Origin of the sequence: Blastomonas sp. (genome assembly GCF_030373265.1) — a bacterium.
Classification (GTDB): Bacteria; Pseudomonadota; Alphaproteobacteria; order Sphingomonadales; family Sphingomonadaceae; genus Blastomonas.
In genome coordinates this window covers 121,574-140,843 of the sequence record NZ_JAUCZC010000003.1, presented here as the reverse complement: position 1 = coordinate 140,843, position 19,270 = coordinate 121,574, and the positions used below count along the sequence as shown (strand labels likewise).

Sequence of the window (19,270 nt, the reverse complement as noted above, 5' to 3'; positions counted from 1 at the left end):
ACATAGCTTGCCAACATCGCCGCAGAGCCTAGGCTGATGCCGCACAAGCGCAATGCAGAGTATCTGGGCGCTGGACCAGGGGATACCGAAAATCGATGTTGAAGCGGCAGGAAAGCCATGAATTTGCAAAGCCGGTGGCGCTCGTGGTGGCGTGCTGGACCGACGAGGCGTTCCTCACCGCGATGATGCAGGCCCAGGGATCGCGCGATGTCCATGTGACGGTCGAGCGACCCGAACCCGGACAGATTCAGGTGACGATTGCCCGCCAGGTGCCGGTGAAGGCACCCGCCCTGATCCGTTCGGTCATCGGGTCATGGCTTGACCTGACCCAGAGCGACCTCTGGCAGCAGCATCCTGATGGAAGCTGGACCGCGCAGCGCAATGCCAAGCCCAAGGGGCTTGCCGCTGAAGGCGCGGCGCAGATCACGCTGACGCCGGTGGATGACAACACGACTCGTTGCGAAGCAGAGATCAGCGTCTCCAGCCGCGCGCCGATGGTCGCCGATATGGTGGAAAAATTGATGCTCGAGGACAGCACCAAGCTGCTGATCGAGGAATTCGCCTGGATCGACACGCACGGATGAGGCGCGCGGGCAGGCGGTTGCAAGGAGGGAAGACGCGATGACGATGACCGGGGGATGCCTGTGCGGCGCGGTGCGCTACACGATCGAGGGGGAGCCATTGCTGAGCGCGGTGTGCCACTGCCGCAACTGCCAGAAACAGGCCGGCAGCGCGATGTCGGTGCTGATCGGGGTGCGCGAGGCACAGATGGCGATCACCGGCGCGCTGACCACCTATCAGGACACCGGAGAGAGCGGCGATCCGGTCTATCGCCGGTTCTGCGGGACTTGCGGATCGCCGATCCTGTCCGATCTGCCCAGCCAGGCAGGGATGCACTTCGTCAAGGCCGGGACGCTCGACGATGTCAGCGGGCTCGACCCCAGGATGCACTTCTGGACCCGCAGTGCCCAGCCTTGGGTGCGGTATACCGAAGGTGCGGTGACGTTCGACAAGACGCCTGGCTAGCGGATGGTCGAGGGGGCGGCAGCTGCTCAATCGTCCCTTTCCCGCGAGTAGTAATGCTGAAAGCCCTCCCCCTCGATGGGGGAGGGTGGGGTGGGGGTGATCCCTCCGGATTGCGCTTGGTCGGCATGTGGATCCAGAGCAGTACCCAGCCGCACGATCACCCTCATTGCCGCGACCAGGTGGCAGAGCCACCAAGTCTCGCTGCCTTTTCCATCACGGGAGAGGCAAGAGGCGGCTGTCATCCGTTGAGGAACACAGCGAACTCACCCCGGCTCCCAACCCGGCTCGGCCATCACGAAGCCGCTGAACTCGAACCCCGGCGAGACCATGCAACTGACCAGGGCCCAGCCGTGCGTGGCGCGCGCGGCCTGCCAGTGGTGCGGCGGGATGACCAGCTGGGGCGACTGACCGGCAGCAAAATCGGTGCCCAGACTGTGCCACGCCACCGGCCCGTCATCGCCCGGCGCTGTCCCGACCGCGAGCGCAGAGCCTGCGTGCCAGCACCAGATCTCGGTCGCATCGACGGTGTGCCAATGCGATTGCTGCCCCGCTTCCAGCAGGAAGAAGATCAGCGTCTCGCTCGCCCGGCCATCCGCGCCTGCCGCCCCGCGCCAGGTTTCGCGATACCAGCCACCCTCGGGATGCGGGCTGAGGGCGAGGCGTTCGATCAGCTCGTGCGGCGTCCCGGTCATGGCACCAGCGCCGCGTCGCGCTGCGCCGCCAACTGGCCGCCCATCGCTGCCGTCATCTCGAACAGCTTTTCCGGATCGCTGAACCGCATCCCGGCGACCATTTCCTCGATTCCTTCGGCCACCAGAATTTCCCGCTCGCCTGCGGCTATCCCGGCAAGGATCCGTGCAGCACATTCGCCCGGGTCCATGCCGTTGGCGATCGCGCTGTCGGTCTTTCCATGCGCGCTGCCATCAGCGGCGAGCGCATTGACGGATACCTGGGTGCGGATCGATCCGGGCAGAACGGTGTGCACCTTCAGTCCGCAATGCACCTCGGTCTCGGCGCGCAGCGCATCGAGATAGCCGATCAGCCCGTGCTTGGCCGCGCAATAGGCGGTGCGCAGCGCGACCCCGGCGCGGCCGGCCACCGAAGAGATGCCAACGATCAGCCCGGATTTGCGTGCGGCCATGTGCGGCAACAGCAACTGGGTGAGCCAGATCGGCGCGAGCAGATCGACCTCGATGATCCGGTCATAGACCTCGAGTGCGCTGTCGATGGCCAGCGCGCGCTGGCTGATCCCGGCGTTGTTGATCAGGCCATCGACATGCCCCTGCCAGGCGATCGCGCGCTCGACGATGGCGGGCAGGGCTGACTTGTCGGTGGTCTCGAAGGGAAGAACCATCGCGGGGGTCGGCAGCCGGTCGGCCACGGCCTGCAACGCCTCGGTGCGGCGACCCGAAAGGATCAGCGATGCCCCCTGCGCGGAGAACGCTTCTGCCAGCGCCTCGCCGATGCCCGATGATGCCCCCGTGATCCAGATGACCTTGCCTGCGTAATCCATGTGCTTGCCTCTCCTGATCTGGTCGGCGTGCATCAAAGGGCCAGCGCGCGCAAACGGCAAGCGCATTTCGCACAGCCCTTGCCATCGGCGTGTTGCGGCAGTAAGACGCCCACCCGCTCCAGCTATAGCGCAGGACCCTACGGTTTCATGACTTCCGCCTACAAAAATGCCCGCCCGGTCATCTCTGCGACCGGCCTTTTCACCCCCGCCGACAGCATCAGCAACGACGAGCTTGTCGAAAGCTTTAATGCTTATGTTGCGCAGCATAATGCGCAGCATGCCGCAGCAATCGATGCTGGCGACGTCATCGCGCTGCAGCCATCCTCGGTTGAATTCATCGAAAAGGCGAGCGGGATCAAGGCGCGCAAGGTGCTCTCCAAGGCATCGATCCTGGACATCGACGTGATGTGTCCGCGCTTCGACGAGCGCCCCAACGACGAACTTTCGGTGCTTGCAGAAATCGGTGTCGCCGCCGCCCGTGACGCGCTGGCGCGCGCCGGGCGCGACGCGAAGGATGTCGATGCGGTGCTGGTCGCCTGCTCCAATCTGCAGCGGGCCTATCCCGCGATCGCGATCGAAGTGCAGGACGCGCTGGGAATCGAAGGCTTCGGCTTCGACATGAACGTCGCGTGCTCCTCGGCGACCTTCGGCATCCAGACCGCAGCCGATTTCATCCGCGCCGGCAATGCCCGGTCGGTGCTGGTGGTGAGCCCCGAGATCTGCTCGGGCCATCTCAACTGGCGCGACCGCGACAGCCACTTCATCTTTGGCGATGTTGCGACCGCCGTGCTGGTCGAGGACGCGGACCTGGCGCCGGCGCAGCACTGGGATATCCTGGGCACCCAGCTCAAGACGCGCTTTTCGAACAACATCCGCAACAATTTCGGTTTCCTCAACCGCACCGCGCCCGAGAGCCGCGACGATGCCGACAAGCTCTTCGTTCAGGAGGGCCGCAAGGTGTTCAAGGAAGTCGTGCCGATGGTTGGCGAGCTGATCACCGATCATATCGCGCGGCTGGGGCTGGCGCCTGCTGACCTGCGCCGGTTGTGGCTGCATCAGGCCAATGCGGGCATGAACCGGCTGATCGCGCAGCGCGTGCTGGGGCACGAGGCGAGCGAGGACGAAAGCCCGACGGTGCTCGACAGCTACGCCAACACCTCGTCCGCCGGATCGATCATCGCCTTCCATCTGCACAACGAAGACCTGAAGCCGGGCGACACCGGGCTGATCTGCTCGTTCGGTGCGGGCTATTCGGCAGGCTCGGTGGTGGTGCGCAAGGTGGGGTGAGCCGCTTCGCGGACCAACGTTCTTCCAACCAATAGCGATTTTGTCCTCGTCACCCCCGCGCACGCGGGGGTCCCACTTTTGCGCTACCGCCGGCAAGCGGGATTCCCGCGTTCGCGGGAATGACGGGTAAAGGCTCTCAGCCTTCCTTGGGCATCTTCACCTTGGGCTTGGTCGCGAACGGCTTGATGCCGAACTCGGGATAGACCTCGCTGGGGTAATAGAACACGCCGTCCTTGGCGACCATGCGGATTGCCTTGATGGCTTTGAGGTCCTTGGTCGGATCACCCTGGATCAGGAAGAAGTCGGCATATTTGCCCTTCTCGATGCTGCCCAGCGACTGGTCCTGCTTGAGATACTGCGCCATGTCATAGGTCGCACGGCGCAGGATCTGGGCCGGGGTCATGCCCGCCTTCTGGTAAAGCTCCAGTTCGCGGTGATAGGTGAAGCTGCCGCCCATGTCGGTGCCGGGGATCAGGAAGATCCCTGCCTCGTGCATCTTGCGGATAGTGGCGGCAACCTGATCGAACGCGCCACGATAGGCTTTGTCATCGGCCGGGTTTCCGACATTCGACCAGGCCTGCTTGGCGCTGCGCTGCACGCCGGTGGGCATGTGGTCGACATAATCGACCATGCCGGGATTGACCGTCCCGTTGCGTGCCAGCAGCAGCGATTCATGGATGGCAAAGGTCGGGTCGATGGTCACCTTGTTGTCGACCATGGCGCGGATGGTGGTGTTCACCCGGCCGCTGTCGAGGTCGAGCCCCGGTAGCCGCTTGAGCGCGGTCAGGCGCAGCAAGGTGCGGGTATCTTCGCCCGGCTCCAGCACCCACCCCAGCATCACCTGGTTGATGTGGGTCATCTCGTCATAGCCCGCCGCGATCATCGCATCCGCGTTGGTGAAAGCAGGAACGTGGCCCATCACGTGCAGCCCCAGCGCTTTGGCCTCCTTGACCAGCGCGGGGATCCACTCGGGGTTCATGCTGTTGTAGATCTTGATCGCCTGGAAATCGCGCGCGGCATAAAAGCGCGCGGCATCGATCGCCTCGCGTTCGCTGGTCACCAGTTTGCCGTTGTTCGAACTGAACGGGCTCTTGCCCTCGATGAAGCCGGATTTGACGATCCGCGGGCCTGCGAGCACGCCGCTCTCGATCCGGTTGATCAGCCCATCGAGCACATCGATCTCGTTGCCCATGTCGCGCACCGTGGTGATCCCGGCGAGGATGTTGAGCATCGCGTCTTCCTGGCCGATATGGCCGTGCATCTCGTACAGGCCGGGGACCAGAGTGCCGCCATTGCCGTCGATGACGACCTCGCCTGCGGTGGCAGGGCTGTTAACCGGCAGCACGGCGGAAATGTGCCTGCCGCTGACGACCACCGTCTTGGGTTCGGTCAGCGCCATCGCGACCGGATCGAACAGACGGACGTTGGTGATGCGCACCGGCGCCTTGTAATTCTGGGCCGCCTTGGCCTGCATCGTCACGAAGCGTTCGGTCGAATATTTGACCGCCAGATCGCGCAGCCGGACATCCTCGCCCTCGAAGCCGTTGCGGACGAAAACCGCGCGCGGGCTGATCGCGGCGAACAGCGCGCCGCTATCGTCCAGCAGGAAATAGCCGGGATCCAGATCATTGCCCGACAGCGCATAGGCCGTGACCGTCATCGCGCCGGCCGTGCCGCTGACCTGAACCTTCTCGAGCTCAGCCAGCGTCAACGCGCCACCGGGCAGGGCAGGCAGCGAGCGGTCGTCATCGGCGAGCAGCGCGCGGGCATACAGGCCTGCAGACCACGGGCTGCCTTCCTGCGCGACGTAGATCGCAGGACCCTTGGGCCTGGCGGTGCCGCTGCCGGTCGAATCGGTCCAGCGCGCGGTGCCGCGCTGCATGACAAAGCTTTCGTTGATTGCATTGCCGAAGGTCGAGTTGCCGGTGATCTTCCAGGCGACCGGCATGCCGTTGGCATCCAGCTTCAACTCTTCCTTCATCGTCGGGCCGCGGCCGTTGTTCTTGTAGTCGTAGTCGATCTTTACCGTGTCGCCAGTGCGCACAACGTCGAGATGACCAACCTTGGTGCCGCCGATGATGACGGAGAAGTTCTCGGTCTTGGCAGTGGTCTGCGCCTGGGCTGTGCCCATCAGCGGTGCGATGGCGAGCGCCAGCGCAATCGAACCGAATTTGAATGCTTTAGCCGACATGGCCTGTCCTTCCCTGTTTTTTATTGGGAAGACAGTGGGCTAGCCCGGGGCAGATGGCAAGCGGAGGGTACGATCTTAAATCCTCTCCCCGAACGGGGAGGTGGCAGCCCGTCAGGGCTGACGGAGGGGAAGCGGCCGGGTGCAGCTTCTCACGAGAAGTGCAATCTCGCTTCCCCTCCTCCACCCGCAAGCGGGTGGTCCCCCTCCCCGTATCGGGGAGGATGTATTCGGATGGCCTCAGCCCGCCGGGGCAGTCCCGGCGAGGTTAAGCTCCGCCATCAGAGCGTTGCGGTCTTCTGCCGCGACCGCGAGCACATGCGCGCGGACCTCGTCTGAGCGGCGCGCAATCGCGCTGTTGACCTGCTCCTTGCCCTGGGCACAGCGACCGTTGGTCGAACCCTCGATCACCTTGGTGGGCACCAGGGTACGCACGACATGGCTGCCCTGACCAGCAGGCGCCTGCAGATGGCGTTCGACGGAGACTTCCGCCTGCCACATGCACCGGGCTGTGCTCGGGCGGTTGGGGGTCATATTGCCGACCTGGCGGTAACTGACCGAAGTCTTGGGCTGATAGACCGCCGTCACCTGGCGCTCCCCGTGGGGAACCTCGACCTGATGACGGAAATCCTGATAGTCGGCAGCGATGGCGGGGAATGCCATGCCTGCGGCCGAGAGTGCTGCTACTGACAATGCCGCGATCTTGGCGGTCGTTTTCGTTTTCATAGTGTGTCCTTTCCAATGGATGTGTGCATTGGTCGGGATACGCGAAGATAGGGTGGATTGACCGGGCCTGAAGCCCGGGATGGTTGCGCATCCCGTAGCGGTCCGACATCACGAAAGACATATGGGGAATGTCCCGCGTCAGAGGGGCCCGGCCCGCTCCCTTTAAGATATGATCGCGCGGGTCATTGTCAACCATCTCGGGCAAGGTATCGCAAAAAATGCTGCGCAGCATTTCTAGGGCGCGGACGGGCGATGGACCTCAGATCTGGCTCGCGAAAGCCGTCAGTTCCGCCCGCAGATTGGGGCTGGCATTTGCGATCTTGGCGCAGATGGTGTCATACAGCGCATCGGCATCCTGGTTTGTTTCGCCCCTGAAATCCATCGACCAGTCCCCGAACTCGCGTTGGTCGATTGTCTTGCGCGCCAGCAGCACCTGGCCGCGATGGCGGGTATCGCGGCGGATGCGGTTGAAGGTGGCGTCGATCGCATCGGCCGGGCCCTCCAGCACCTGGAGGAACCTCTTGCAATTATACATCAACAGCCCGGTGATGCCGTTGGCGCGGTTGTTCCGCCGCGCCGTTGCCAGAATCGTGGCAAGGTCTACGGTTTCATTGGGTGAAACGGTACTGATGTACAGAAGTTGTTCTATTAAAGGAGTGCGTGTCATGCGCTGACACTGCTGGCGCGCAGTTAATTCATGGTAAACGGCGTGTTGTACTTGCGGCCAACCGATCAAGCTCGCGAAGCCTCAAAATACCGGGTCGTTTGCGCCGTTGTCGTCATCTGCGCCCGGCAGCGGGGTGACATCGCTGTGGATGCCGCATTCGGTCTTGTCCCAGCCCTTCCAGCGACCCGAGCGCGGGTCTTCGCCGGGCGCGACCCTGCTGGTGCACGGCGCGCAGCCGATCGAAGGATAGCCCTGCGATTCGAGCGGGTGGCGGGGCAGGTCATGCTCGGCGAAATACGCATCCAGCATCGGCTTGGTCCAGCTTGCCAGCGGATTGATCTTGAACCGGCCCTGCGCGTCCGATGTGTCGATCTCGAACCGCGGCAGGCCCTGGCGGGTCGCCGACTGGAAGCCCTTGCGGCCGGTGATCGACCCGTCAAACTCGAGCAGCGCCTTGGCAAGCGGACGCACCTTGCGGATCTCGCAGCAGCCATCGGGGTCGTAGGACCAGCGCAGGCCGTTGGCATCCTGCGCGGCGAGTTCGCTGGAATCGGGAGACAGCATGACGAGGTTGGTCAACCCCAGCCGCTCGACCAGCGTATCGCGATAGGCGACGGTTTCGGGGAAATGCTTCTGCGTATCCAGAAACAGCACCGGCAGCGTCGGATCGACGCTTGCGATCATGTGCAGCAGCACCGCGCTTTCCGCGCCGAAGGACGATACGATAGCCAGATCGCCGACCAGGCCTTCCTTGATGACGGTGCGCACCATGTCGGCGGTTTCGGTGCCGCGGAACATGTTGTTCAGCCGGATGGCGTCGCTCTCGGAAAAACGCGGCTTCACGTCGATCCGGTCGCGCAGCCGCTGTCCGGCATCTTTGGTCTGTGCCGGCTTCATGATGCCACCGGGTGCCGCTGGGCCCAGATCGCGGCGACGCCGTCGCTGGTCTTCTGGTAGAAATCGGGGAAGAAGCTCATCGCCGCCTTCACGTCGTCTTCGTTGAGCGGACTGTTGGGCGCGAAACTGTCGAACCCGCAGCGGCGCAGGAAGACGAACTGGTCGACCAGCACGTCGCCGGTTGCACGCAGTTCGCCGACATAGCCCGCCTCGCGCAGGATCTGCGCCGACGAAAAGCCGCGGCCATCGCCAAATGCAGGGAAGGCGATCTCGACCAGCTTGATCTGGCTCAGATGCGGCAACAGAGCGCGTGCATCTTCGCCCGGCTCGATCCGCACGGCGGCGGCGTTCGATCCGCTAGCGAAGTCGGTCAGGGCGACGGGCGTATCGGTGACGGCGGGCTCATCGCGATAGATGATCTGTGGCTCAGCCATAAAGCGCCTCCTTGAACGGTTCCATGCCGATGCGGCGATAGGTATCGACGAAACGCTCGCCCTGTTCGCGCGCACCGAGATAGACGTTGGTCACGGTCTCGACCGCGTTGACGATGCCGTCCTCGTCGAAGCCGGGGCCGACGATCTTGGCGATCGAAACATCTTCCGCCGCCGATCCGCCGAGCAGCAGCTGGAAGTTCTCGACGCCCTTCTTGTCGACGCCCAGGATGCCGATGTGCCCGGCATGGTGGTGGCCGCAGGCGTTGATGCAGCCCGAGATCTTGAGCTTGAGTTCGCCCAGATCGCGCTGGCGTCCGGTGTCGGCAAAGCGCTGCGAAATCTTCTGCGCGACCGGGATCGATCGTGCATTGGCGAGGCTGCAATAATCGAGACCCGGGCAGGCGATCATGTCGCTGATCAAGTCGAGATTGGCGGTGGCAAGGCCTGCCGCATCGAGCTGCTGCCAGATGGCATAAAGGTCGGCCTTGCGGACATGCGCCAGCACGATGTTCTGCGTGTGGGTGACGCGCAGCTCGTCGAACGCATAGCGCTCGGCAAGATCGGCCATCAGGTCGATCTGCTCGGCGGTGGCATCGCCGGGGATGCCGCCTTCGGGCTTGAGGCTGATCGTCACCGAAACATAGCCCGGCGTCTTGTGCTTGTGCGTGTTCTGATCGACCCAGACCGCGAAATCGGGATCGGAGCGGTCGATATCGTCGCTCAGCCCCTGCTCGAATGCAGGGTCTGTGAAGAACGCGCTGATCCGTTCGAGCTCGGCCACCGGGGGAATGAGACCCAGCGTCTTCATGTGCGCAAACTCTTCCTCGACCTGGCGGCGATATTCGTCCGCACCGATCTCGTGGACCAGGATCTTGATCCGTGCCTTGTACTTGTTGTCGCGGCGGCCATAGCGGTTGTAGACGCGAAGGCAGGCTTCCGAATAGCTGATCAGCTCTTCGGCAGGCACGAACTCGCGGATGCACGGCGCGATCATCGGGGTACGGCCCATGCCGCCACCGACGAAGAACTTGGCGCCCAGCACGCCGTCTGCATTGTTGACCAGCTCGATGCCGATATCGTGCAGCCGCATCGCCGCGCGGTCGGTCGCAGAGGCGATGACCGCGATCTTGAACTTGCGCGGCAGCAGCTGGAATTCGGGGTGGAAGGTCGACCATTGCCGCAGCAGCTCCGCCCAGGGGCGCGGATCGGCGATCTCGTCGGCGGCGGCGCCGGCGAAATGGTCCGAGCTGATGTTGCGGATGCAGTTGCCGCTGGTCTGGATGGCGTGCATCTCGACCGTCGCCAGATCGGCGAGGATGTCGGGCGTCTGCTCCAGATTGATCCAGTTGTACTGGATGTTCTGCCGGGTAGTGAAGTGGCCATAGCCCTTGTCATAGGTGCGCGCGATGTGCGCGAGCATATGCATCTGCTTGGACGATAAGGTGCCATACGGGATCGCGACGCGCAGCATGTACGCGTGCAACTGCAGATACAGGCCGTTCTTGAGACGCAGGTGTTTGAACTGGTCCTCCGAGAGACTGCCATCAAGGCGGCGACGCACCTGATCGCGGAACTCCGCGACCCGCGCATCGACCATCGCCTGGTCATATTTGTCGTATTGGTACATGAGCTTAGGTCTTCAGAATCGGGATGCTGGTGTTGATGGCAAGGTCGGGCCGCACGGTGGGGCCGAACGCGCGGACGCGCTCCTTGATGTGCAGCGGCATCGGACCCTGGTCGGTCTGCTTGCCATCGACGATATAGGGCACGTTGACCCGCAGCGCGGCTTCCTCGCGCTTCAAAATCGCTTCGGCTTCCGCGCCGGCGTCCACCGCGTCGGCCAGATGGCGCGACCAGCGGGTATCGCCCGCCCACCAGACGACGTCTCCGGTCTTCAGGTCGTTACCGGTGAGGATCTTCATGCAACGGGCTCCAGATGCTGGGCAAAGAGGGTGGGGAGGCAATCGGTGGCGCGCGCGCGCGTCACGACATCACCGATCACGATCAGCGCCGGGCTGATCACGCTTTCGCGCGCGATCATCGGGCCAAGGTCAGTGAGCAACGTACGCAGGGTGCGCATGTCTTCGCGCGTGCCCTTTTCGAGCACCGCGACCGGGGTGTCGGGCGACAGGCCGTCGGCGATCAGCTTTTCGGCGATCGCATCGCCGGTGGCGACGCCCATATAGATCACGAGCGTGCGGCCCTTGCCGGCAAGACCAGACCAGTCCTGTTCGGTCAGCCCCTTGCACTGGCCCGCGACGAAGGTCACCGCGCTCGACAGGTCACGATGGGTCAGCGGCAGTTGCGCGGCCGCCGCGCTGCCGTTGGCGGCGCTGATGCCGGGGACAACCTCGACCGCGACGCCGGCGGCGCGGCAATCATCGACCTCTTCGCCGCCACGTCCGAAAATGAACGGATCGCCGCCCTTGAGCCGCACCACGTCGTGGCCCTTGCGGGCTTCGGCGATCAGCAATGCGTTGATATCGTCCTGCGGCAGCGTGTGGCGCGCGCGCTTCTTGGCGACCGAGATCAGCCGTGCATCGGGGCGGGCCAGCGCCAGGATGGCATCGTCGACCAGCCCGTCATGCACGATCAGCGCGGCGCGCGAAATGATCCGCGCGGCCTTCACCGTCAGCAGGTCGGGATCGCCCGGGCCTGCGCCGACCAGCCAGACGGTGCCCTGTGAAGATTGTGCTTGCAGATGAGTCATGTCCGTTGGTCCTTTCCAACGGTGCATCTGGTCCGTGCCCGCTCGACTTGCAAAGCAGAACCCCTTTGGCGCGGCTTAGTTTTGCTTTTGCTCAGGCTTTGGAACCAGCGACAATCAGTCCTGTTTCAGGCCGATGCCGATCGTGGCGCGGGGCTGTTCCATCTCGTTGGAGACCACCGGATAGGCACAATAGTCGGCGGCATAATAGGCGCTGGCGCGGTGGTTGCCCGACAGGCCGACTCCGCCGAACGGCGCCTTGGATGATGCCCCGTTGGTCGGGCGGTTCCAGTTGACGATGCCCGCCTTGATGTTGGCCCAGAACTGCTTGTAGTGCTGGGGGCTGCCACCGACCAGCGCCGCAGACAGTCCGAACCGCGTGTTGTTCGCCTCGGCGATCGCCTCTTCGAACGAGCTGACCTTGATCACCTGCAGCAGCGGGCCGAACAGTTCGACATCGGGGCGGTCCTTGATGGCCGTGACATCGATGATCGCAGGCGAGAGCAAAGGCACCTTGTCGTCCAGCCGCACCAGATGCTTGATCACGCGCCCGCCATTGCTCAGCAGGTACAGGAAGCTTTCGGTCAGCCCGTCGGCGGCCTGGTTGTCGATGACCGGGCCCATATAGGGTTGCGGGTCGTCGAACGGTGCGCCGACGATGATCCGGTCGGCCAGCTTCTTGGTCTCGGCAATGACCGCGTCATAGATGGTATCGCGCACGATCAGGCGGCTGGCGGCCGAGCAGCGCTGGCCGGCGGAGGTGAACGCGGACTGGATAATCAGCGTGGCGGCATCGGATATGCAGGGCGTGTCCCAGATCACCATCGGGTTGTTGCCGCCCATTTCCAGCGCGACAATCTTGTCCGGGCGGCTGGCGAGCGTGCGGTTGATGGCGATTCCGGTGGTGGCCGAGCCTGTGAACAGGATGCCGTCGACATCCTCGTGCGCGACCAGCGCCTTGCCCTCTTCGCCGGTCCCGATCACCAGCCGGACCACGCCTTCGGGGATGCCCGCCTGGTGCAGGCACTCGACCAGCATCGCGCCCACCGCGGGCGTTTTTTCGGATGGCTTGAACACCACCGCGTTGCCCGCGATCAAGGCCGGAATGATGTGGCCGTTGGGCAGGTGCGCGGGGAAGTTATAGGGGCCCAGCACCGCCATCACGCCGTGCGGCTTGTGGCGCAGCGCCATCGTGCCGCCCAGCGCGCTGTCGAGCTTGCGCTGCGCGGTGCGTTCGGCATAGGCCGAGACCGAGATATCGACCTTGGCGATCACCGATTCGACCTCGGTCCGCGATTCCCACAGCGGCTTGCCGGTCTCGCGCGCAATCAGGGTCGCGAATTCCTCGGACCGGGCGCGCACCTGATTGGCAAAGCGTCGACACAGTTCGATTCGCTTGGTGACCGCCATTGCCACCCATTCGGGAAACGCCGCCCGCGCCATGGCAACCTCGGCATCGACATTGCCATGCGCTCCTGTCCACAAGCGGGCACCGGTAGCAGGTTCAAAGGAAACAAGTTCTGGCAAAAGTCAGGCTTTCTGGCGGTCGGAAGCAATAGGTATGTCCATCCGGCATCCGGATAGCAAGGATTGGCAGAGACTTAAACTCCTGAACGTGCGGGCTGCGCAAGCCGGTCGATTATCGGGGGCTTGATCCTTCGGCAACCTCTGCTAGGCTTCGCGCCGGCTGGTTAATTACCACTCGGCGAGCAGGGTCGCATGAGTAGAATTTTTGGCCGGGGGCAACACCCGCCTTGTCATTGAACAAGGAGCGGACCCATGAAAGCTTTCCCAAACAACGCAAAAGCGTTGCGCACCTCGCTGTTTCTGGCGTCGAGTGCAGCAGCAATCGCCATCGCAAGCCCGGCCCATGCCGACGCAACCGCACCCTGCAACGTCAATGCGGGCCCCGATGGCACCGCTGGCAATGCGGATGATGTGGTCGGAACCACCGAGTGCGGTGTCGGTTCGACCGCGACCGGAGTGAACTCGACTGCCGTGGGCACCACGTCGGTTGCCTCGGGTGCCGCGAGCATTGCGATCGGCAACAACAGTTCGGCGACAGGGATCGACTCGCTGGCGATCGGGGGCGATGACGGCGGTACCGGCGCGCGGGCGATCGGAAATTCGACAACCGCGGTGGGCGGCGAGGCTCTTGCTTCAGGCCCTGGCGCGACGGCGTTCGGCTGGCGCTCGGTCGCCAATGCAGAGCGCGCGCACGCCTTCGGTCATCTGGCCCAAGCCACGGGAATCCGGTCGCTCGCCATCGGCGAAGCGGCGGTGGCGTCGGCAAGTCTTGCCATCGCGCAGGGTGACCTTGCGGCAGCCAGCGGCGTGGCCAGCATCGCAATAGGCAATGGATCGCAGGCGACAGGCATCGATGCGCTCGCGATCGGAGGGGATGACGCCGGAGCGGGCGCCACCGCCATCGGCAATTCCACGGTCTCGATCGGCGGCGAGGCCGATGCTGCAGGGCCGGGAGCGACCGCATTAGGCTGGCGCGCCAACGCAGCGGCGGAGCGTGCTCATGCCCTCGGACACCTCGCGCAGGCGACCGGTATCCGGTCGCTGGCGGTTGGCGAGGCCGCCAATGCGTCGGCTCTGACTGCCACCGCTATCGGCAATCTGGCGCAGGCGACCGATGAAGATGCGGTCGCGGTCGGCGATGCGGCCCTGGCATCCGGCTTCCACGCCACGGCAGTGGGCGGGGAATCGGTGGCATCGGGACGCGGCGCGCAGAGCTTCGGCTGGCAGGCGGTCGCTTCGGGCGAATTGTCGCTCGCCGCGGGCCATCAGGCGCAGGCGACGGGCGTGCGCTCGACCGCGGTTGGCAAGAGCGCCACCGCCTCGGCGATCAACTCGGTGGCCGTCGGCAACCTCGCCACCACCAACAGCGCCAATGCGGCATCGCTCGGCACCTCGGTGGCGGTCGGCAATCTGGCGAGCGCGGGCGATGAGGATGCCGTGGCGATCGGCGACCAGGCCAATGCCTCGGGCTTCCACGCGACCGCGGTGGGCGGCGAATCGGTCGCATCTGGCCGCGGCGCGCAGGCGTTCGGCTGGCAGGCCGTCGCCTCGGGCAATCTCAGCCTGGCGGCAGGCCATCAGGCGGTGGCTGCGGGGGTTCAGGCGACCGCGCTGGGCAAGAGCGCCTCGGCGGCAGGAGACAACAGTGCTGCGGTCGGCACCTTCGCTTCGGCCACCGCAGCCAATTCGGTGGCTTTGGGCGCCAATTCCGTGGCCGATCGTGCCGGCACTGTCTCGGTGGGCGCGGCTGGTGCGGAACGACAGATCGCCAATGTCGCGGCGGGCACCGCGCTGACCGATGCGGTCAATGTCGGCCAGCTCAACGCCGTGGCAGCGACCACCACCGCCAACGCCAACCGGCTGAACTATTTCGCGATCAACAGCACCCAGGCCGGCGCCAACGCGACCGGCGCGTCGGCGATCGCGCTGGGCGATAACGCGGCGGCAGAGGGCATCGATGCGCTGGCGATCGGCGGCGACGATGCCGGGACCGGCGCGCGGGCGATCGGCAACTCGACCGTCGCGATCGGCGGTGAGGCCGATGCCATCGGCCCGGGCGCGACCTCGATCGGCTGGCGCGCCAATGCCAATGCCGAGCGGGCACACGCGCTGGGGCACCTTGCCAACGCGACCGGGGTGCGATCGCTGGCGGTGGGCGAGGCGGCAAACGCCACCGCGCTGACCTCGGTCGCCATCGGCAATCTGGCAAGCGCGACCGACGAGGATGCGGTTGCGGTGGGTGATCTGGCGTTGGCCTCGGGCTTCCACGCCACGGCCGTTGGCGGTGAATCGGTGGCATCGGGTCGCGGCGCACAGAGCTTTGGCTGGCAGGCCGTGGCCTCGGGCGACCTGTCGCTGGCGGCAGGGCACCAGGCGCAGGCCACCGGCGTGCGCTCGACCGCGGTCGGCAAGAGCGCGGTGGCCTCCGCCACCAATTCGGTCGCGATCGGCAATCAGGCGACGACCAACAGCGCCAACGCGGCATCCCTGGGCACCTCGGTTGCGATCGGCAACCTGGCCAGTGCCGGCGATGAGGATGCGGTGGCGATCGGCGATCTTGCCAATGCCTCGGGCTTTCATGCGACCGCTGTCGGTGGCGAATCGGTGGCGTCGGGCCGGGGATCGCAGACCTTCGGCTGGCAGGCGCAGGCGACCGGAGAGCTTTCGCTCGCGGTCGGCCATCAGGCGGTGGCGGGCGGCATCCGTTCGCTGGCGCTGGGCAAGAGTGCGACCGCCAGCGGCGATTTCTCAATCGCGATCGGCAACGCCGCCTCGACCGGAATGTTCAGCAACTCGATCGTGATCGGCAGCGGCTCGGTCGCGACCGCGAACAACCAGTTCGTGCTCGGCTCGGCCAACCATAGCTATCGTTTCGCGGGGCTGGCGGGGATGGTGCCTGCGGGACAGCAGTTCTTCCTGACCATCGATTCAGCGGGCAATCTGATCGCGGTGGCAGCGGCGCCGCCGGGATCGGGGATCGGCATCGGGGTGGACAGCACCCAGGTCGGGGTTGGTGCGAGTGCTTCTGCTGAGGATTCGACCGCAGTCGGCAATGGAGCGGTGGCAAGCTCGGTCGATGCGACCGCGGTGGGCGAAGGCGCGCAGGCGACCAGCCCGGGCGCTACCGCGATCGGTGCGGGCGCCGTCGCATCGGGATCGACGGCCGTGGGGGCAGGCGCGACCGCGACGGGCGCAGGCTCGGCGGCTTATGGATCGAACGCCCAGGCAACCGGTGCGCAATCGATCGCCATCGGTGAGGACGGCGGCGATGCCGACGCGCTGGGGGCCGTGGCATCGGGCGTCGGTTCGATCGCCATCGGCAACGACGCGCGCTCGACCGGTGTCGAATCGGTCGCGATGGGCTTGAGCGCGGTCGCCACGGCGCAGTCGAGCACCGCGGTCGGCGGGCGCGCGCTCGCGACGGCCACGGCCGCAACCGCCTTCGGCTGGCGCGCCGAGGCGGTGGCGGAACGCGCGACTGCACTGGGCCATCTCGCCAACGCATCGGGCGTGCGCTCGACCGCCGTGGGTGAGGCGGCCAATTCGTCGGGTGCATTGAGCGTTGCGGTCGGCAACCTCTCGGTCGCCAGCGGCACAAACGCGATCGCGATCGGGAACACCGCGGTGGCGAGTGGCGGCGATGCGATCGCCATCGGTGGCAACCGCGACGGCGCATCGGGCCGCGCGACCCAGGCGACCGGGGCATCGACCACCGCGGTGGGCGGGCAGGCGCTGGCGACGGCGACCGCCGCCACCGCTTATGGCTGGCGGGCAGAAGCGACCGGCGAGCGGGCGACCGCGCTGGGGCACCTCGCCGTGGCCTCGGGCGTGCGTTCGGTCTCGGTGGGTGAGGCCGCGGTGGCCTCGGGTGCGGGAGCGATCGCGATCGGCAACCAGACCTCGGCGGCGTTCACCAATTCGGTGGCGATCGGCAACGGCGCGACAGCTAACCGGGCGGGCCAGATCAAGCTGGGCGGAACCGGCAGCTCGGTCACCATCGGTGATCTGGCGGCCAGCACCGCCGCGCAGAGCGGCACCACCTCGATCGTCACCACCGACGCCAGCGGCACGCTGGGCGCGGGACCTGCGGTCAACACCTTCGCCACCAACAGCCAGGTCAATGTGCTCAGCGGACAGGTCAACACGCTGTTCGACCTGACCGAGATCAACCGGCGGGCGATCAGCCGGGCGAACGAGGGTGTCGCGATGGCGCTGGCGATGGAATCGCCCGCGCTGCCGCCGGGCACCACCTTTGCGCTATCGGGCGGCGTCGGCTATTATGAGGACCAGGGTTCGTTGACCACGGCGATCACCGCCCGCGTTGCCGAAAATGCCTCTGTGTCGGCGGGCATCGGTGTCGGCTTCAACAGCGGATCGGTGGGCGCACGCGGCGGGTTCCAGATCGCCTGGTAGGGCCAATCGGTTGTAAGGAACGATATGCCATTATTGATCACTCGGCCGGGGCGTTTTGCTCCGGCCTTTTTGCTGGCAGCGGTGATTTGGTCGATGCCGACGCATGCCCAGACCCAGGCCGCGCAACCGCCGATCTCGGTGGAGCCGGTGCCCAGTGAGCTCGAGCTCGCCAAATTGCTGTGGTCGACGATGACCGCGGTGCATCACGCCAATCTGTCGGGCAATTATTCGGTGCTGCGCGACATCTCGTCGCCGGGTTTCCAGGTCAACAACAACGCCGCGCGGCTGGGCGAGATCTTCGCCAGCATCCGCGAAAGCCGGGTCGATCTGTCCAACGCGCTGCTGCTCGCGCCGACCTATACCGAGCCGCCCTCGGTGGCGGAGCCCGGCGTGATCCGGGTGCGCGGCTATTTCGGGCTCAGGCCCACCGCCTTGTTCTTCGATTTCTTCTTCCAGTGGGTCGAAGGGCGCTGGCGGCTGCACGGCGTGTCGATCAGCCCGCAGGCGATTGCATCGGAAGAAGCCCCCGAGCGCGGCCGCAATTCGACGCGGTAATCGTGCGCACACCAAATCACAATTCGCGCTTTCCCCGCGCAGCACACTCGCGCATATAGCGCGCGTTTCTCCCTATCAGCACTAAGGCAATCCCATGAAGCGCAACGCCGGACAAGACCCCGCCATCACCAGCCGCTGGCGTCCCGCCACCCGCGCGATCCGGGGCGGAACCGCGCGCAGCGAGTTCGGCGAGACCTCCGAGGCGTTGTTTCTGACCTCGGGCTATGCCTATGACTGCGCCGAAGACGCCGCCGCGCGCTTCAACGGCGAACAGGCCGGCATGACCTACAGCCGCCTGCAGAACCCTACCGTGGAGATGCTCGAAAAGCGCATTTCGCTGATGGAAGGCGCTGAAGCCACGCGGTGCATGGCCAGCGGGATGGCGGCGATGACTGCAGCATTGCTGTGCCAGCTGCAGATGGGGGACCATGTCGTCGCCAGCCGCGCGCTGTTTGGCTCGTGCCGCTGGCTCACCGATACGCTGCTGCCCAAGTTCGGCATTGAGACGACGATCATCGACGGGCGCGAGCTCGACCAGTGGCAGGCCGCGATTCGTCCCAACACCAAGGTGTTCTTCTTCGAGACCCCCGCCAACCCGACGATGGACATCATCGACATGCAGGCGGTGTGCGACATCGCGCGCGCGCACGGCATCACCAGCGTGGTCGACAATGCGTTCGCCACCAACGTGCTCCAGCGGCCGATGGAATTCGGCGCGGATGTCGTCGCCTACAGCGCGACCAAGATGATGGACGGCCAGGGCCGCGTGCTCGCAGGCGCGGTGTGCGGCACCGACGATTTCATCACCAACACCTTGCTGCCGTTCACCCGCAACACCGGGCCAACGCTGAGTGCGTTCAACGCCTGGGTGGTGCTCAAGGGGCTGGAAACGCTCGACCTGCGCATCCGCCGCCAGAGCGAGAATGCGATGAAGGTCGCAAGCTTTCTCGAAGGGCGGATCGAGCGGGTGAATTATCCGGGACTTGCCAGCCATCCGCAGCACAATCTGGCCATGGCGCAGATGGAGGCGGCGGGTCCGATCTTCTCGGTCTATGTCGGTGGTGGCCGTGCGCGCGCGCACGGCCTGCTCAACGCACTCGAACTGGTCGATATCTCGAACAACATCGGCGACTCCCGCTCGCTGATGACGCATCCCAGCTCGACCACGCACCACGGCCTGGGCGAAGAGGCGCGGCTGGCAGTCGGCATCACCGAGGACATGCTGCGGCTCAATGTCGGGCTCGAGGATGTCGACGATGTCATCGAGGATCTCGATCAGGCGTTGCGGACCGTGGGGCTGTAGCGATCGTCCCCCGGCCATTTGACACCG

General features: G+C 65.3%; 17 protein-coding genes. 6 read left to right on the top strand and 11 right to left on the bottom strand.

Annotated elements, in window-relative coordinates; translation table 11 throughout:
* Positions 1–95 precede the first annotated feature (95 nt).
* A complete protein-coding gene (locus QUV11_RS02745) occupies positions 96–584 on the top strand; it encodes a DUF2505 domain-containing protein (protein ID WP_300880430.1) in 489 nt (162 codons plus the stop codon).
* Between the two features lie 37 nt (positions 585–621).
* Complete coding sequence (locus QUV11_RS02740) at positions 622–1,026, top strand: GFA family protein (protein ID WP_300880429.1); 405 nt, start codon at positions 622–624, stop codon at positions 1,024–1,026.
* 263 nt (positions 1,027–1,289) lie between these two features.
* Here QUV11_RS02740 and QUV11_RS02735 read toward each other — a convergent pair whose 3' ends face one another.
* A complete protein-coding gene (locus tag QUV11_RS02735) occupies positions 1,290–1,718 on the bottom strand; it encodes a cupin domain-containing protein (RefSeq protein WP_300880428.1) in 429 nt (142 codons plus the stop codon).
* Positions 1,715–2,539 carry an SDR family NAD(P)-dependent oxidoreductase gene (locus QUV11_RS02730; protein WP_300880427.1) on the bottom strand — a complete coding sequence of 275 codons (825 nt, stop codon included), beginning with the start codon at positions 2,537–2,539 and terminating at the stop codon, positions 1,715–1,717. Before QUV11_RS02730 ends, QUV11_RS02735 begins: the two co-directional genes overlap by 4 nt.
* A 147-nt stretch (positions 2,540–2,686) precedes the next feature.
* Here QUV11_RS02730 and QUV11_RS02725 point away from each other — a divergent pair, with 147 nt between their 5' ends.
* A complete protein-coding gene (locus QUV11_RS02725) occupies positions 2,687–3,826 on the top strand; it encodes a beta-ketoacyl-ACP synthase III (RefSeq protein WP_300880426.1) in 1,140 nt (379 codons plus the stop codon).
* 136 nt (positions 3,827–3,962) lie between these two features.
* Here QUV11_RS02725 and QUV11_RS02720 read toward each other — a convergent pair whose 3' ends face one another.
* From QUV11_RS02720 to astD, 9 genes are all read right to left on the bottom strand, one after another.
* Positions 3,963–6,017, bottom strand: a complete 2,055-nt coding sequence (locus QUV11_RS02720) for an amidohydrolase family protein (RefSeq protein ID WP_300880425.1) — start codon at positions 6,015–6,017, stop codon at positions 3,963–3,965.
* 237 nt (positions 6,018–6,254) lie between these two features.
* Entirely contained in the window at positions 6,255–6,740 is a 486-nt protein-coding gene (locus tag QUV11_RS02715; protein ID WP_300880424.1) for a hypothetical protein, read from the bottom strand.
* Between the two features lie 259 nt (positions 6,741–6,999).
* Complete coding sequence (locus QUV11_RS02710; protein WP_300880423.1) at positions 7,000–7,476, bottom strand: BLUF domain-containing protein; 477 nt, start codon at positions 7,474–7,476, stop codon at positions 7,000–7,002.
* A 12-nt stretch (positions 7,477–7,488) separates the two neighbouring features.
* A complete protein-coding gene (locus QUV11_RS02705) occupies positions 7,489–8,304 on the bottom strand; it encodes a phosphoadenylyl-sulfate reductase (RefSeq protein ID WP_300880422.1) in 816 nt (271 codons plus the stop codon).
* Positions 8,301–8,738 (bottom strand): DUF934 domain-containing protein, encoded by a 438-nt coding sequence (locus QUV11_RS02700; RefSeq protein WP_300880421.1) that lies wholly within the window; start codon positions 8,736–8,738, stop codon positions 8,301–8,303. The genes QUV11_RS02705 and QUV11_RS02700 overlap by 4 nt, the downstream gene beginning before the upstream one ends.
* Positions 8,731–10,365: a nitrite/sulfite reductase gene (locus QUV11_RS02695; protein ID WP_300880420.1), complete on the bottom strand. Its 1,635-nt coding sequence runs from the start codon at positions 10,363–10,365 to the stop codon at positions 8,731–8,733. The genes QUV11_RS02700 and QUV11_RS02695 overlap by 8 nt, the downstream gene beginning before the upstream one ends.
* Positions 10,366–10,369: 4 nt before the next feature.
* Positions 10,370–10,660, bottom strand: a complete 291-nt coding sequence (locus tag QUV11_RS02690; protein ID WP_300880419.1) for a DUF2849 domain-containing protein — start codon at positions 10,658–10,660, stop codon at positions 10,370–10,372.
* Positions 10,657–11,448, bottom strand: a complete 792-nt coding sequence (gene cobA, locus QUV11_RS02685; RefSeq protein WP_300880418.1) for a uroporphyrinogen-III C-methyltransferase — start codon at positions 11,446–11,448, stop codon at positions 10,657–10,659. Before cobA ends, QUV11_RS02690 begins: the two co-directional genes overlap by 4 nt.
* A 114-nt stretch (positions 11,449–11,562) precedes the next feature.
* Positions 11,563–12,972 (bottom strand): succinylglutamate-semialdehyde dehydrogenase, encoded by a 1,410-nt coding sequence (gene astD, locus QUV11_RS02680; RefSeq protein WP_300880417.1) that lies wholly within the window; start codon positions 12,970–12,972, stop codon positions 11,563–11,565.
* A gap of 252 nt (positions 12,973–13,224) precedes the next feature.
* On the opposite strand from astD, the gene QUV11_RS02675 reads away from it, so the two are divergent.
* The 3 genes from QUV11_RS02675 (at position 13,225) to QUV11_RS02665 (ending at position 19,243) form a co-directional block, all read left to right on the top strand.
* On the top strand, positions 13,225–17,385 hold the full coding sequence (locus QUV11_RS02675) for a hypothetical protein (RefSeq protein ID WP_300880416.1): 4,161 nt from the start codon (positions 13,225–13,227) through the stop codon (positions 17,383–17,385).
* A 24-nt stretch (positions 17,386–17,409) separates the two neighbouring features.
* Positions 17,410–17,940 carry a hypothetical protein gene (locus tag QUV11_RS02670; RefSeq protein ID WP_300880415.1) on the top strand — a complete coding sequence of 177 codons (531 nt, stop codon included), beginning with the start codon at positions 17,410–17,412 and terminating at the stop codon, positions 17,938–17,940.
* A gap of 94 nt (positions 17,941–18,034) precedes the next feature.
* On the top strand, positions 18,035–19,243 hold the full coding sequence (locus QUV11_RS02665) for an aminotransferase class I/II-fold pyridoxal phosphate-dependent enzyme (protein ID WP_300880414.1): 1,209 nt from the start codon (positions 18,035–18,037) through the stop codon (positions 19,241–19,243).
* Positions 19,244–19,270 lie beyond the last annotated feature (27 nt).